At 52.8% G+C, this 14,495-nt stretch carries 14 protein-coding genes; 13 read left to right on the top strand and 1 reads right to left on the bottom strand.

The features are described from left to right. The 12 genes from AADEFJLK_RS11870 to AADEFJLK_RS11810 form a co-directional block, all read left to right on the top strand. On the top strand, positions 1 to 2,594 hold a 2,594-nt coding region (locus AADEFJLK_RS11870; protein ID WP_211299209.1), incomplete at its 5' end, for a tetratricopeptide repeat protein. A 403-nt stretch (positions 2,595 to 2,997) separates the two neighbouring features. Then, a complete protein-coding gene (locus AADEFJLK_RS11865) occupies positions 2,998 to 3,492 on the top strand; it encodes a hypothetical protein (protein WP_146054572.1) in 495 nt (164 codons plus the stop codon). A gap of 157 nt (positions 3,493 to 3,649) precedes the next feature. After that, positions 3,650 to 4,030, top strand: coding sequence for a hypothetical protein (locus AADEFJLK_RS11860; protein ID WP_103974428.1), 381 nt, complete (start codon positions 3,650 to 3,652; stop codon positions 4,028 to 4,030). Positions 4,031 to 4,314: 284 nt separating this feature from the next. Beyond that, on the top strand, positions 4,315 to 5,088 hold the full coding sequence (locus AADEFJLK_RS11855) for a hypothetical protein (RefSeq protein ID WP_103974427.1): 774 nt from the start codon (positions 4,315 to 4,317) through the stop codon (positions 5,086 to 5,088). Between the two features lie 20 nt (positions 5,089 to 5,108). Next, on the top strand, positions 5,109 to 5,621 hold the full coding sequence (locus AADEFJLK_RS11850; protein ID WP_211299208.1) for a hypothetical protein: 513 nt from the start codon (positions 5,109 to 5,111) through the stop codon (positions 5,619 to 5,621). A gap of 152 nt (positions 5,622 to 5,773) precedes the next feature. Beyond that, positions 5,774 to 6,235 carry a hypothetical protein gene (locus AADEFJLK_RS11845; RefSeq protein ID WP_146054571.1) on the top strand — a complete coding sequence of 154 codons (462 nt, stop codon included), beginning with the start codon at positions 5,774 to 5,776 and terminating at the stop codon, positions 6,233 to 6,235. 374 nt (positions 6,236 to 6,609) lie between these two features. Further along, the gene (locus AADEFJLK_RS11835; RefSeq protein WP_211299207.1) at positions 6,610 to 7,362 is read left to right on the top strand and encodes a hypothetical protein; all 753 of its coding nucleotides are present in this window, start codon (positions 6,610 to 6,612) and stop codon (positions 7,360 to 7,362) included. A gap of 292 nt (positions 7,363 to 7,654) precedes the next feature. Next, positions 7,655 to 8,218: a hypothetical protein gene (locus tag AADEFJLK_RS11830; protein WP_103974425.1), complete on the top strand. Its 564-nt coding sequence runs from the start codon at positions 7,655 to 7,657 to the stop codon at positions 8,216 to 8,218. Between the two features lie 22 nt (positions 8,219 to 8,240). After that, on the top strand, positions 8,241 to 8,594 hold the full coding sequence (locus AADEFJLK_RS11825; RefSeq protein WP_088620626.1) for a hypothetical protein: 354 nt from the start codon (positions 8,241 to 8,243) through the stop codon (positions 8,592 to 8,594). After that, a complete protein-coding gene (locus AADEFJLK_RS11820; RefSeq protein WP_170065100.1) occupies positions 8,584 to 9,015 on the top strand; it encodes a hypothetical protein in 432 nt (143 codons plus the stop codon). Before AADEFJLK_RS11825 ends, AADEFJLK_RS11820 begins: the two co-directional genes overlap by 11 nt. A gap of 251 nt (positions 9,016 to 9,266) precedes the next feature. Further along, positions 9,267 to 9,689 carry an MAPEG family protein gene (locus AADEFJLK_RS11815; protein WP_088620628.1) on the top strand — a complete coding sequence of 141 codons (423 nt, stop codon included), beginning with the start codon at positions 9,267 to 9,269 and terminating at the stop codon, positions 9,687 to 9,689. A 153-nt stretch (positions 9,690 to 9,842) separates the two neighbouring features. Continuing rightward, on the top strand, positions 9,843 to 12,530 hold the full coding sequence (locus AADEFJLK_RS11810; protein WP_103974423.1) for a calcium-binding protein: 2,688 nt from the start codon (positions 9,843 to 9,845) through the stop codon (positions 12,528 to 12,530). Between the two features lie 138 nt (positions 12,531 to 12,668). Here AADEFJLK_RS11810 and AADEFJLK_RS11805 read toward each other — a convergent pair whose 3' ends face one another. Further along, positions 12,669 to 13,292 carry a PH domain-containing protein gene (locus AADEFJLK_RS11805; RefSeq protein WP_103974422.1) on the bottom strand — a complete coding sequence of 208 codons (624 nt, stop codon included), beginning with the start codon at positions 13,290 to 13,292 and terminating at the stop codon, positions 12,669 to 12,671. Positions 13,293 to 13,617: 325 nt separating this feature from the next. On the opposite strand from AADEFJLK_RS11805, the gene AADEFJLK_RS11800 reads away from it, so the two are divergent. Continuing rightward, complete coding sequence (locus tag AADEFJLK_RS11800; RefSeq protein WP_249028032.1) at positions 13,618 to 14,298, top strand: penicillin-insensitive murein endopeptidase; 681 nt, start codon at positions 13,618 to 13,620, stop codon at positions 14,296 to 14,298. The last annotated feature ends 197 nt before the right edge of the window (positions 14,299 to 14,495 follow it).

Below are 14,495 nucleotides of genomic sequence, written 5' to 3'. Positions count from 1 at the left end.
AAGCACTGTACCGCGAAGAACAACGTATCCTGCAAACAGACCCCACTTATAAGCCGCAATGGCATTTATTGCGCTTTTATAGCGACGACACGCCGTTGACTGCCTTGGCCATTAAGGGGCGGCGGCGGGCGGTGCGGGAAATCCACCAAGAGTTTTTGGATAATAACGTTAAGATCGGTGTCTGCCCGCGCGAGGCGTTTGTCGGTCGGCGGCGGCTGTTGCAACGGGCGTTGCGGATTTTGCGTCGCCAGCAAGGTGAGGCCGATTACGCCGATGGTGTGGTCTTGACGGGTATGGGCGGTTTGGGTAAAAGCAGCTTGGCGGTGCGTATTTGCCAACGTTTGGAACACTACCTGCCGCTGCGCTGTATTGCCCACGGCAAAATAGATGAAACGGTGTTGCGTGATTTGCTGGGCAATAACTTGCCCGAATACGCCGCCGCCATTAACGACATCCTTAACCAGCCGCAAGCGTTGGCGCTACGGTTGCGGCAGATTTTTCAGCGCGTTGACGCTTTCCATGCCGCGCTGTTTGTGTTTGATGATTTTGAGCAGAATTTTCGCGCTGATGATTACCAGAACGTAGACCCTACCGCTTACGCGATTATCACCGCCTTACTGACCGCTATCCGGCAAACGGGTTCGCCCAGCCGTGTCCTTATCACCAGCCGCTATGCGGTGGCAGTAACCGCCCCGTTACGGCTGGCCGACATCGCCTTAAGCTCCTTCCAAGGCGCGGACTTGGACAAGAAAACCGCCGCCTTACGCTTAAGTTATTTACCGCCTAAGCCGGACACCACGACGCTGGCCCAAGAGCAACAGGCGATTCAACTGGCCGCTGGCAACCCGCGCTTATTGGAACGCCTTTATCAAGTGGTGGCTTCTGAATTGGATACGGACGCGCTGTTTGCGCGATTGGCGGAAAAACAAGCTGAATTTCGGGAAGAGTTGTTGCTGGCGACTTTGCTGAGCTACCAAAACGCCGCCACCCGCCGACTGATTGCTGGCTTGGCGTTGTTTGAGGTGTTTATCCCTGAAACCGTCTTGGCGGCGGTGCTGGATTTGCCGGATTTTGCGGCCTGTTTGCACGCGGCACGGGCGGTGGGCTTGGTGGAAACGTCGTCGGCGGGGTGTTTTGTCTCGCGTTTGTTGTTGCCGTTGTTGGTGGGGGAGTTGGATGCAGGGGAGCAAGAGGAGATTTATAGCTTGGCGGCTGAGGGTTTGTATGGGCTGTGGTGGAGTCCTGCCATTGGCTTTGAAGAACATGCGGAACTGAGTCGGGTCGCCAAGCTGGGTGGGCAACAACGTTTGTATTCTGAAGTCACAGAGCTTCTGGCTAATCGCTTGTATGAGCTTTGCCGTTATGATGAAGCCAAGGGCTTGTATGAAGCCTTGTTGCCGATATGCCAAGCGTTAGGCGACAGAAAAGGCGAAAGCGTTGTTTATAACCAACTGGGACTGATTCAGGATTTACGCGGTGATTATGCAACGGCGTTGGCTTATTACCAACAAGCGTTGCCAATCAATCAAGAACTCGGCGACAAACAAGGCGAAGGCACGACCCTCAACAATCTTGCCACAATTGCACTCGCCCAAGGCGACTACGGCACTGCTTTGCGCTACTTGGAGCAATCGCTGCAAATCCGGCAAACCATCGGTGACAAACAAGGCGAAGGCTCGACCCTCAACAACATCTCCCAAATCTACGATGCCCAAGGCGACTACGGCATCGCTTTGCGCTACTTGGAACAGTCGCTGCAAATCTGCCAAGCCATCGGCGACAAAAGCCAAGAAGGCACGACCCTCAACAACATTTCCTTAATCTACGTTGCCCAAGGTAACTATAGTACCGCCTTGCGCTACTTGGAGCAATCGCTGCAAATCCGGCAAACCATCGGCGACAAACGAGGCGAAGGCTCGACCCTCAACAACATTTCCCAAGTTTACGTTGCCCAAGGCGACAACGGCACCGCCTTGGGCTACTTGGAACAGTCGCTGCAAATCTGCCAAGCCATCGGCGACAAAAGCCAAGAAGGCACGACCCTCAACAACATCTCCCTAATCTACTCTGCAAAAGGCGACTACGGCACCGCCTTGCGCTACTTGGAACAGTCGCTACAAATCCACCAAGCCATCGGCGACAAACGAGGCGAAGGCTCGACCCTCAACAACATTTCCTCAATCTACTATGCCCAAGGTGACTACGGCACCGCCTTGCGCTACTTGGAACAGTCGCTGCAAATCTGCCAAGCCATCGGCGACAAACGAGGCGAAGGCTCGACCCTCAACAATATTTCCCAAATCTATGATGCCCAAGGCGACTATGGTGCCGCCTTGGGCTACTTGGAACAGTCGCTGCAAATCCGCCAAGCCATCGGCGATACAGCGGGCGAATGTGTGACTTTGTTTAATATCGGGACTATCCATTTGCAAAATAAGGAGCAGCAACAAGCTTTGTCCACTTGGCTACAGGCTTACCGTATCGCCAAACACATCGGCTTAGCGCAAATATTACAAGCTTTAGATCAATTAGCCAAAAACTTGGGCGGTGAGGGTTTGGCTAATTGGGAAGAACGCTTAAGCTTGGCGGATTAGGTTTGTGCTGAGCTGTGCTGAGCTGTGCCGTCCCCTTCCTTTCCCTTCGGCTTCGCTCAGGGAACGGAAGGGAGCGGCACCGCACAGGGAATGTGGCTTCGCTCAGGGTGTGTGGGGCGTTGGCTGAGCGGAGCCGAAGCCCGTTTTCTGAATGTAGGCCTTGTGTTGTAAAAAAATCGGCCTTAACCGCCCTGCCGAGAAAACTTTTTGCGCCTGCTTTTGTGTTACATATCAAAACCCTATTCACCAGCTTATTGCTTTTGTGAAGTATTCACGTTTTAAGTGGTAATTGTTCATTTTATTGTTGGTTTTGTTGTTGTATAGTCGGTCGGGGCAACTTTGGGGCTATGCGGTAAGCCTTTGGGCGGGTGTACGCCTTTAACCACAACAGTAGGCTATGCTGATGACTACGTTAGGAATCTCCCGATTATTCTTGCTGTTTGCCACTGTTTGGCTAACGGGTTGCTGGATGCTGGAAAAGGTGGTGTTGATGCCTGAGAGCCATTCGAAAATACCGTTCAACACGGTTTTGATAAACAAGGAAGTGCTTGATGCGGTGGCGTTAGCGATAAAAGATGTTGGGGCAAGGGATTCGGACGAGAAAATTCCCTACTTGGATCTGTCAGGAGCGATAAAAGATGTTGGGGTAAGGGATTGGGACGAGCAAATTACTTACTTGGATGTGTCAGAGGGGACGCTTGAAACGGGTTATTTCAGAAAATCTAATATTGCGGGGATACGGACGCGTGTGCAGATTGAGCGGGATGACAAGGTGATTGTTATTGTGGTGAAGGGGGCGGGGCCTTATTATTCTGAACTGCCTATAGAAGAGGGGCGGCGGCTGCTTCAAGCCGCCTTAATTCGGCGGTTGGCGGAAGCGGTCGCAAAGGAACGCTAACGTGGGGTTTTATTCTTAAATAAGTACCGTGCATATTAAGTAGCCAGTGCCGGGTAATGGGCTGTGTTAAAGCCCATTTTTAAACAACGGTTTTGGGTTTCGTCTTAAGCCTTCGGGCGGTGTAAGCTTTTGCCACAACATAAGATAGGCTAAATTTATGGCGGTTTCGTTAGAGAAAAAACTCGAAGAGGCGACGGTTGCCAAGCAGCGTTACCGTTCGCTGTTTGTGCTGGCTTCGGTGGCGTTGGTGCTTGTGTTGGGCATTGTCTATAACAATGTGGTTTTAGATTATGCGGTGCTGGATAACGTCACTATTACCCGGCAGGACGGGACGAATAGTGTGAAATTCCAATTTGATGTCATTAAGCCGGGGCGGATTGATTTTAATTATGGTCAGGCGGTGTTGACGGACAGAAAGCAGGTTCGGGAGGGGGATGGGTTTAATTGGAGTTGGACGGCTACGGGCGACACGGAGGTGTCGGTGCGAAGCCGCCAGTTTATTTTCCCGCATTGGGATAGTGAGACATTTAATTTTTAAGTGATGTTTGGGGGGCGCGGGCATGAAATAAAATCTGTCGAACAGGCGAAAGTACGGCAACCCCCTCCCAGCCTCCCCCTTGGCAGGGGGAGGAGCGTTTTTCCCCCTGATTTTCGCCTGTACGACGGGAAAGTCATTTGCTCCCTCCCCTGCCAAGGGGAGGGCTGGGGTGGGGTTTAATACGCAGAGATGCAATGGAACGCCTACTTAATTTTATGCACGCTCCCAGATTGCTACTAGCGAAGCGCTGTAACCATAACCCGATAAAGAAGAGGAGTCCGTATATGCAAGGCCGTAAAGTATTTGCCGTTTGTGCTGTTGGGTTGGCGTTGGCTGTGCCGTTGGTGGCGCAGGCGGAGTTGTCGGCGGAGGCGGTGTTGGATAAGGTGTATGGTCAGCGTAGCGCCAAGGGCTGTTGGCCGACAACGGATGACGGGCAGAGCTATTGTATGAAGGTGGATCATGCCGATCAGCGCGGCACCGCCACGGGCAACAGGCTGTATTTGTTGGTCACGGGTGAGGCGGTGGATGCGCAGGGCGAAGCGATTAGCGCCCATGCTTTGTCGGGTTTGGTCGGGGCGTTTGTGGTGGAGGAGCATAACGGTAAGGCGGAGCTTATCGCCAGCGACCCGAAAATCCCGATGGGCGAATTCGGTTCGCCGCCTACGGATTGGAAACTCAGCTTGTTGGGGCCGTCGGATTATTGGGGTTGGCAAAATACTACGGGCGGCGGTAATCAAGGGGTCTTTTACAGTTGGTATGTGCTGCTTGCGCCGTATGGCAACAAAATCAGCAATCTCGCAGATTTTAATGCCAGTTATGATAATACGGGCAGTTGCGGGGATAAGGCCTGCGAACGGCATACCGGGTCTGTCGATTCAACGTTGGTGATAGATAGCAGCAAGAACACGGAAAAAGTCTATCCGGTGCAGGTTACGGTGACGGGGACGGTGAAAGGCAAAAAGCTTAAGCCGAAGACATGGACGCTGCCTTTTGACTATAAGAAGTGGATGTATAGTAAGCCGAAAGACTGGCCGTTGGGGCAGGTGGATTTTTGAGGCGTTAGTGGTGGGTCAGCATGATGTTGGATCTTGATAGCCCAAAATGGTCAGAATTGACCCATGCCTATGGTTGCGCTTCGGATATACCCGGCCTTCTCAAACAGTTTGAGCGGTTGCCGACAGCGGAAAACGGACAGGAACCTTGGTTTTCTCTGTGGAGTGCTTTGGCTCATCAAGGTGAGGTTTACCCGGCTTCGTTTGCGGCTGTCCCTCATATTGTCAATTTTTTGTCTTACGCGCCAGCAACAGCGGATGCGGTTTATTTTCAATTTCCTGCCTGGGTCGAAATAAGCCGCCAAAAGCATTCGGTGCCGATTCCACAGGAATTGGCAACGGCTTACTTTGCGGCGTTAAAAAAGTTGCCCGCACTGGTTGCCGCTGCCGCTGACCGCCAATGGGATGCGGGCTTGCTTGGTTGTGCGCTCTCAGCCGTTGCGGCATCACAGGGGTTTGGTGCGGTCGCGGAGGCCGTATTAGAAATGACTCCCGATATTGCAGGGGATTTTATGGCATGGTTTTATGATCGGTAAAGTGACGGGAGAGGGCTTCGGTTATTGGTTTTGATCGTGAGGCGGTTTGCTCTTTGGAGCGCGGGCATCTTGCCCGCCTTTGCGGGCAAGATGCCCGCGCTCCAAGACTTGTATCCTTTAGCATTTGCCTGATATTGTTAAGTATAAACAAAGTGGATCTACAGATGAAATTATTTAGTGCATTGGCGATGTTTTTGCTGGCGGCGTTCTCTTTAGCGGCGTTTGCAGATAATACGGATGAAGCGAAAAGGCTTTTTGAGCGCTATGCCGCTTTTGAATCGGCTTTCGATTCCAGTATTGCGGCGCTTTATGCGGATGACGCGATCATAAAAAATAAGCGGACTTATCCGACGGGCCAGGTACGCGAAATGACGATTCCTGCACCCAAATATAAGCTGTTAATTAAGGCCGCAATGCCTTTAGCTAAGGTTAAGGGTGATTACAACACTTATTCGGACACAACGTTTACAGAGCAAGCGCCGGGGGTTCTTATAAAGGCGACGCGTTTTTCTGTCCTAAAAAGCTATTACAGCCCTATTTCAATTTTGGTTGCGCCTGATGCAACAGGGCATTGGTTAATTCGGGAAGAGCTGTCTGAATCAAAACCTTTTTAGCGGCTATACATTAGGGGCTATTAATGGCTTATATAGGCATTGCCATGCTGTTGCTGGGGGTGTTTTTTGACATGATGTCTTTCTGTTATGGCATCGGCTCTTTGATCGGCAAGCGGTATAGGTCGGGGTTTTTATGGGTCGCTTTGTTTTACTATGCCGTGGGGGTCACGGTTCTTCCGAAGGTGCCGGCGGTTTTTTCGTTTCCGTCACTTCCCTTTTCCGACAAAATGGTGTTTTTTTTGCTGTTGTGCGGGGTGCATTGGCTTTGCCAACTCCCTGGTAGATGGGCTGTGCTTAAATATCCACGCCCTAAGGCGGTTCTGTAAAAGGCTGGCTTTAGGGGTAAACGTTTCCATTTTTAGAAGGTATAGGTAATGGCGGTGAGGAAGGTATGGGCAATGGTGGGGCTGGCGTTTACGTTGGTGGTGTCGGGTTGTGCGACTTATCAAACGCCGGGTGCGGGTATCAATATAGGCAATTTATCGAAAGCGGATGCGGATATTGCGGAATTGATGAAGCGGGAACCGGCGGCATCCTTTCCGGCGCGGCTGGCGGTGGCGCGGATTCAGGCGAGTGGCTATGATTCGGGGCATCTTTCATGCTATGGCAATGGGCGGTATTGTGTGTTGACGGCCCGTGATATTGAGGCGGAGCAGGAGGTTAGCCGCTTGTCTCGGTTGCCGATGATTGCGGGCATTGCGGCGATGAGCCGGATGTTGCTGCCTGAAACGCCGGATTCCATGAAGGATTTGCGTTTGGCGGCGGCGAGTTTGAAGACGGATATGCTGTTGGTGTATTCGGTGGACACCCATTTTACGGTCGAGAGCACCGACATTGGGCCGTTGGCGTTGATTTCGCTGGGCTTCTTGCCTAATAAAGAGGCGCATGTCACGGCTACGGCGGCGTGTGTGTTGGTTGATGTCCGTACCGGTTTTGTTTATGGCACGGCGGAATCGACGGCCACTGAACAGCAACGGGCTTCTATGTGGTCTAGTGAGGCGGCGATAGACAGTTCGCGCCTGAAAGCGGAGGAGCAGGCATTCCGGCAGATGATCGGCGATTTTGATAAGCTGTGGAAGGGGGTTGCGGAAACGTATGCGGGCAAGACGGCTAATCCGGTACGGTAGGGTTGTGGGTTTGGGGGGCAATAAGCGGGTGCGCATATATCTTTTAACACTTAACATTGGTATCTCTGAACCCCCTCCCTCCTGAGCGAAGCCGAAGGGCTCCCCCTTGCCAGGGGGAGGGGCTTGTTCCCCTAATTTTCGCCTGTATGACGGGGAAAATGCTCCCTCCCCTGCGAAGGGGAGTCTCTTCGCAGGGGAGGGGTGGGGTTGAATTCACGAATGTTAAAAAATATATGCACACCTACTTATCGGTTAACGGGTTTACTTAAATTAAAAAGCAAATGGGGATGGCATGAAGAGGCTAGTGGCGGGTTTGTTGGTTGTGGCGGGTGGGTTTGGCGTAATGGCCGCTGAGGCGGGCGGGGTCAGTGGTAAGGCTAAGCCGTGCCACCGGACGGAGGCTTATATTCCGGCGGGTTGGTGCCAGCCGACCAAGGCGGATATGACCGAGGATTGGCTAGCGTTTAAGGCCGATTATCCTATCCCTTACCATACCAGCGGGCATTTTAATGGCGACGCGGTCAAGGATGAGGCGTGGATTTTGTATGATGAGGCGCGTAAGGACTGGGGGGTGTTTGTGTTCCTTAGCCAAAAAGGCGGCGGATTTGCCCAGTATGAGGTGTTCAAAGACCAGTTTGGCAAAATCAATCCGCAGTTTATCAGTATTCGGGCGGCGGAGAAGGGCGAGTATGAGACGGCTTGCGGGAAGGGCTATTGGGAATGCGCCAAAGGCGAGCCTAAAAAGATGACGGTTAAGGCAGGCGGGGCGTTGATTATGGGGCCTTATGAGTCGGGCGGTACGGAGATGGTGTATTGGCATAAGACGGCATTTAAAAAAGTGTCTTTGGATGATTAGGCTTTGAGCTTGGGATTGTAAGATGGACACGCTGTTCGGGGTGGCATTACTGCTGGCTTTGTTTGCTGTGCTGGTGGGGTTCGCCCTGTTTCCGCTGGGTGTGGCGGTGGCCATTGTGCTGATGCGGCGGCGGGCGGCTTTGCGTGAGCGGTTGCTCTGGGGCGGCGGCGCGGTGCTGGCACCGTTTGCGCTGGGGGCGTTGGCGGCGGCCTTAAGCGCTTTGGCGGCTGTGCCGCCCAGTACGGTAATGGCGATGGCTATTTTGGCTGTGTGTGCCTGCGCGTTGTTTTCGCCGTTTTTGGTGTTGGAGTTGTTTGTGCGCCGTTTTCCGGGACATCCTCTACACCCTGTTAAGGCGGCGGGTCTTGAGCGTTAATCTGGAAAACTATAGGCGGTTTATGCAAAAGCGTGGCGGTTGGCGGGTGTTTTGGTGGGCACTGGGATTGATGACGGTGGTTTGTGCGGGTTTGGTGGTGGGGGTTGTCTTCTACCAGGAGAATCATCGGGCAGAAATCGCCAAGGCCCTTTTGTTTGGGGGCGGTAATGGCTCTAATCTTCCTGTTGTTAATGCGGCTTTGGCGGTGCGTTTTCCGGTCGGGTCGCAACTGGCGGACGTGGTGGCGTTTGCCGAAGGGCTAGGTGGCCACTGTGAGGCGGGGAATGAGGGTGAGCGGAATTGTTTCGTAGGCTTATCAAGTAGTTTCTGTGTTGCGTCAAATCTGGTTATTACTGTGGCGTTGGCGGCGGATAGGTCTGTTAGCTCGGTGAAGGCCTACTATTCCTCTTTTGGTTGTTAATAGCCGCGTTCTGACCCGTTGGATGACGATTGATATACTGTGAACGGCCAAGTTTTCGGCTTTTATAATTCACCGTAGGGTACAGCGTACCCTACCAAAAAACCGAAAACTTGACCGTTTGAAGTATAGGTGGAAACCCCAATCGGTAAGGTTCAGGCTGGATTTTCCGGCATCAGGAAGATGGCGGATGTGGGCGGTTAATCGCCTAGGGTTAGGCGTGTCAGTGTATAAATAACGTGTCGGGAGGTTAAATGCAACAAGCTTTGATGGTTTATCCGATGGTGGCGATGGTGTTGCTGACGTTTGTCATTGGAATTTGGATGCTGAGGCTACGGATTAAGGCGGTTAAGGAGGGTGTGCTGAATCCGGGGTATTTTCTGCTGAACCGGGGGGCTAAGCTACCGGACGGTTTGGCGAAGGTGACCCAGCATTACGCGAATTTGTTTGAAATGCCGGTGCTGTTTTATGTGGCTTGTTTGGCGGTTATTGTCACCCGGAACACGGATTGGCTATCGCTGGGGTTGGCTTGGCTGTTTGTGGCGGCACGGGTGGCCCATGCTTATATCCATACTGGCCATAACGGCCTAAAGCATCGGCGGCTGGCGTTTTTGGCGGGTACGGTGGTGCTGGCGTTGTTGTGGTTGAGGTTGTTGGGGCAATTGTTGGTGGCGTAGGTTGGCTTTGGTTAACGTACTTAAGGTGGGCAACTAAATTAACGATTACCCAAAATGTGGGTGTTTTTTCACAGTATTGGCTAGACATTGTTTTGGTGTCGGGTTAGAGTCTATAGTCTGGGTATTTTTTTGTAACTTTTAAGGTGATAGATAATGGCGACTTATAATGGCGATACATCTCAGGCCAGCACTGCGGGTAGTACATTGAACGGCACGGCTGGCAATGACAATCTCTATGGTACATCTGGTAATGACATCTTTAATGGCGGTACGGGTAATGACCTGTTGGTTGGCGGCTTAGGCGATGATACTTATCTGGTGGCTAAAAATGATGGGGTGTATGCGATTTATGATGAAGGCGGTACTGATGTGGTCAAGTTCACCAATATGCTGGCCAGTGACATCAGCCAAGTCAGCAGCGCCAATTACGGTAGCGATTTGTTGCTGAGCTACGGCAGCAGCCAATTGACTATCCAACATTATTTTGATTCTGCAAACAACCGCATCGAGCAATTCCAGTTTAGCGACGGCACGGTGTGGGGTTGGGCGGACATTGAAGCGCACCTCAAGCTAACCGGCACCAGCGGTGACGACACCCTGTACGGGACTATCGGCAGCAACGATACCCTGAACGGCTTGGCGGGCAATGATACCCTGTGGGGCTATAAAGGCAATGACACCCTGAATGGTGGCACGGGCAATGACCAGTTGATTGGCGGCTTGGGCGACGATACTTATCTGATCGCCAAAAACGATGGGGTGGATGAGATTAATGATGACGGCGGCACCGATGTGGTCAAGTTTACCGACCTGCTCGCCACCGACATCAGCCAAGTCAGCCATACCGGTTTCTATGGCAAAGATTTGTTGTTGGGCTATGGCAGCAGCCAACTGACTGTCCTCGGCTACTTTATATCAACAGACTACCGCATCGAGCAGTTCCAGTTCAGCGATGGCACGGTGTGGAGCTGGGCGGACATCAAAGCCAAAATCATCCAGACCCCCACCAACGGTGACGACAGCCTGTACGGCTATGATGACAGCAACGACACCCTCAATGGCCTGGCGGGCAATGACACCCTCTATGGCTTTGGTGGTAATGACATCCTGAATGGCGGCACGGGTAATGACCAGTTGATTGGCGGCTTGGGTAACGACACTTACCTGATCGCCAAAAACGATGGGCTGGACACTATTAGGGATGACGGCGGCACCGATGTGGTCAAGTTCACCAATATGCTGGTCAGTGACATCAGCCAAGTCAGTAGCGACGGTATTACTTTATCGCTGAGCTATGGCAGCAGCCAACTGACTGTCCAAGGCTACTTTAATTTTGCAAACAACCGCATCGAGCAATTCCAGTTCAGCGACGGCACGGTGTGGGACTGGGCGGACATCAGCCTAAAAGTGTCGCAAGGGACTGGCGGCGATGACATCTTATACGGCTATGACAACAGCAACGACACGCTCAATGGTTTTGCCGGCAATGACACCCTTTATGGCAATGGTGGCCCTTACAGCTCTGTTCTCAATAAAGGCAACGACATCCTCAATGGCGGCACCGGTAATGACGAGTTATTTGGCGGCGATGGTAATGACACCTACCTGATTGCCAAAAACGATGGGATGGATATTATTGGTGATATGGGCGGCACCGATGTGGTCAAGTTTACCGACATGCTTGCCACCGACATCAGCCAAGTCAGCAGGGGCTACGGCTACGGCTATGACTTGGTGCTGACCTATGGCAGCAGCCAGCTGACTATCGGCGGTTACTTTTATTCAAGTGCCAGCATCGAGCAGTTCCAGTTCAGCGATGGCACTGTGTGGGGTTTGGCGGACATCAAGGCGCACATCAGCCTAACTGGCACCAGCGGCAATGACAGCCTGTCCGGTTATGATGACAGCAATGATACCCTCAACGGCTTGGGGGGTAATGACACCCTGTGGGGCTATAGCGGCAACGATAGTCTGAACGGCGGCAGCGGCGACGACTACCTCGACGGCGGCTACGGCTTTGACGTCGCCCAATACTATACCGCCACGGCGGGTGTGACCGTCAATCTGAACCTGAACCTGACGGCACAAAATACCATCGGCGCGGGCATTGACACCCTGACTAATATCGAAGCCGTCAACGGCAGTGCTTTTAACGACACGCTGACGGGCGATGGCTACGATAACAGTTTATTCGGCGGGGTGGGCAATGACATTCTGGCGGGCGGTGACGGCAATGACAGTCTGGTGGGCGGTGTGGGCAATGATGTGCTGGACGGCGGCAATGGCTTTGATATTGCCCATTACTACACCGCCACGGCGGGTGTGACCGTCAACCTGAACCTGACGGCGGCGCAAAACACCCTCGGTGCGGGCTTTGATACGCTGACGAATATTGAAGCGGTCAACGGCAGCGCTTTTAACGACACGCTGACGGGTAATGCGGCCAATAACAGCTTGTTGGGCGGGAAGGGCAACGATGTGTTGGACGGCGGTTTGGGTAAGGATGTCCTGACGGGTGGCTTAGGCCAAGACAGTTTTGTTTTTGATACCGCCTTAGGCCTTGGTAATGTTGATATTATCAGTGATTTTACGGTCGCCGATGATACTGTCCAATTGGCGCACAATGTTTTTACCGCGTTAAGCCTTGGTGGCTTGGCCGCTGACCAGTTCAAAATTGTCGGTACTGGCGGTGTGGTGGATGGCAATGACCATGTCCTTTACAACAGCGCTTCCGGGGTATTGTCTTATGATAGTGACGGTAGCGGCGCGGGGGCGGCGGTGCTGGTCGCCATTTTAGGCAAAAGTTTGGCGATGACAGCGGCGGACTTTATGGTGGTGTAGCGATTGCCATAAGCGGTAACATAAATATGGCTGTTGGTGCGTAATGTGCCGACAGCGGTTTTGCCATCGTGAGGCGGTCTGTCTTTGGAACGCGGGCATTTTGCGGGCAAGATGCCCGCGCTCCAAGACCTGTGCCCTTTAGCTTTTGATATACCGCGCGAAGATGGGGCCGAAGTCGTAGTCTTGGATCTCGTGGCGGCGGCTGTTGAGGTGGGCTTCGACTTGTTGGCTGGTTTGGCAGATGATGTCGGGCAGGCTCAGCACGACTTGTTCGGGCAGGGCGTGCAGGGCGAACATGCGGTTGATCGCGTCATGGGTCTGCTGTAGGGTCGTCAGGTGTTTTTGGATGTCTTGGTATTTTTCGGCGGCCCTGCACAGGGCTTTGTATAAATCCCGCACTTGCGGCATTTGTTTTTTGGCGATGTCTATCGACAGGGCTTTTTCGCCGATGTTAAATTTAATTTCCACATCGAGGTCTACCGTCCCGGCGGTTTCGATGCGCACATGGCTGATGGGGTAATGGCTATAGGGGTAGCGGTTGAGGGTGCGTTTTTTGCTGACGGCGCTTTCGCCGTCCAGATGGATGAAGGCTAGGTTGGTGAAGCAGTATTCGTCGGTTTTGGATTTGATGACGACGAAGATTTGTTCGTTGTCTTCAGGGAAAATGTAGTCGTCGACATCGGCCTTGTCAAAATCTTTGACGGCAAGGATGGTGCCGATGTCACTGAGGCCGAGCACGTCGGCGGCGAAGCTTTTAAACATAAGGTTCCTTAAGGGTGCTGTCGGTAGGGTGGGGGGTAAAATACAGTAGTGGTAATGATAAGCGGGGTGTGGGTCGATAGGCAAGGGGGGTGAATAAATACGCTAGGCCGATAAGTAACGTATATGAAATTAAGTAGGCGTTCCATTACGCCTCAGCGTGTTAAACCCCACCCCAGCCCTCCCCTTCGCAGGGGAGGGAGCGAACGGCTTTCCCGTCGTACAGGCGAAAATCAGGGGAAGAAACTCCTCCCCCTGACAAGAGGGAGGTTGGGAGAGGGTTAAGTTAAATGATTAATGGGTGTGGTTGCTTATGCGCGGATTTTGTTTGCTTATCTTGTTATTGTCCTGCACTGGGCCGGCGGTTGCCGCTGAGGAAAGCCGTTGTTATGGTACGCCTGCCCACGGGGCGTTGGCGAACGGCTGGCAGTTGCCCAGTGCCGGGCAGAATTTCTCGGTTTACAGTGGGGCGGGGGTGCTGATCGGGCGTAATTATGTCCATAGCCAAGTGTACCGCACGGTAGTGGCGGCTTATCAGGCGTTGGCGGTGCAGTTGCCTTCTAAGGTGTTTGTGTATGGCGAGTCGGGGTGGCAAAGCGGCGGGCGGTTCCGGCCTCATAAGAGCCATCAGAACGGTTTGTCGGTGGATTTTTTTGTCCCGGTCATTAATGCGGCGGGCGAGTCGGTGGCGTTGCCGCGCAGTGTGGGTAATAAGTTCGGTTATGGTATTGAGTTTGTCGGCACGGGGCAGTATGACGGTTTGACGATTGATTATGCGGCGATGGCGGCGCATTTGCTGGCCTTAAAAGCTGCCGCCGCCGGGCAGGGCATTCAGGTGGCGCGGGTTATTTTTGATAATGAATTGCAAAAGGAATTGTTCAAGACTCCGTTGGGGGCGCGTCTGCAACGGGAGTTGGTGTTTTCTACCAAGAAGCCGTGGGTGCGCCATGATGAGCATTATCATCTGGACTTTGCGGTGCCTTGTGGGGTTTTGGGGGCTGGCGGTTAAGTTAAGCGGATCAAAGCTTGGGTGAGATAATTTAACGCTCAAGGTTTAAGGCGCTTAAGATGAGTGGTATAACTCGATCATCAAGTTTTTCATAAAGTCACCTCGAAATAGTGGGAAAGATTTACGAAGAGCTAAGGCTTGTCAAGGTGGACTGCTCCCTCCCCTGATGGGGAGGGTTGGGGTGGGGAGAATAAAAT

This window comes from Methylovulum psychrotolerans, assembly GCF_002923755.1.
GTDB classification, from domain to species: Bacteria; Pseudomonadota; Gammaproteobacteria; order Methylococcales; family Methylomonadaceae; genus Methylovulum; species Methylovulum psychrotolerans.
This window is presented reverse-complemented; position numbering and strand designations above follow the sequence as displayed.

Bases quoted from the DNA above. Each gene is read 5' to 3' on its own strand.
- AADEFJLK_RS11835 (WP_211299207.1), top strand. From the start codon at position 6,610: ATGGCGGTGAGGAAGGTATGGGCAATGGTGGGGCTGGCGTTTACGTTG.
- AADEFJLK_RS11850 (WP_211299208.1), top strand. From the start codon at position 5,109: ATGATGTTGGATCTTGATAGCCCAAAATGGTCAGAATTGACCCATGCC.
- AADEFJLK_RS11830 (WP_103974425.1), top strand. From the start codon at position 7,655: ATGAAGAGGCTAGTGGCGGGTTTGTTGGTTGTGGCGGGTGGGTTTGGC.
- AADEFJLK_RS11860 (WP_103974428.1), top strand. From the start codon at position 3,650: ATGGCGGTTTCGTTAGAGAAAAAACTCGAAGAGGCGACGGTTGCCAAG.
- AADEFJLK_RS11805 (WP_103974422.1), bottom strand. From the start codon at position 13,292: ATGTTTAAAAGCTTCGCCGCCGACGTGCTCGGCCTCAGTGACATCGGC.
- AADEFJLK_RS11865 (WP_146054572.1), top strand. From the start codon at position 2,998: ATGACTACGTTAGGAATCTCCCGATTATTCTTGCTGTTTGCCACTGTT.
- AADEFJLK_RS11825 (WP_088620626.1), top strand. From the start codon at position 8,241: ATGGACACGCTGTTCGGGGTGGCATTACTGCTGGCTTTGTTTGCTGTG.
- AADEFJLK_RS11855 (WP_103974427.1), top strand. From the start codon at position 4,315: ATGCAAGGCCGTAAAGTATTTGCCGTTTGTGCTGTTGGGTTGGCGTTG.
- AADEFJLK_RS11815 (WP_088620628.1), top strand. From the start codon at position 9,267: ATGCAACAAGCTTTGATGGTTTATCCGATGGTGGCGATGGTGTTGCTG.
- AADEFJLK_RS11810 (WP_103974423.1), top strand. From the start codon at position 9,843: ATGGCGACTTATAATGGCGATACATCTCAGGCCAGCACTGCGGGTAGT.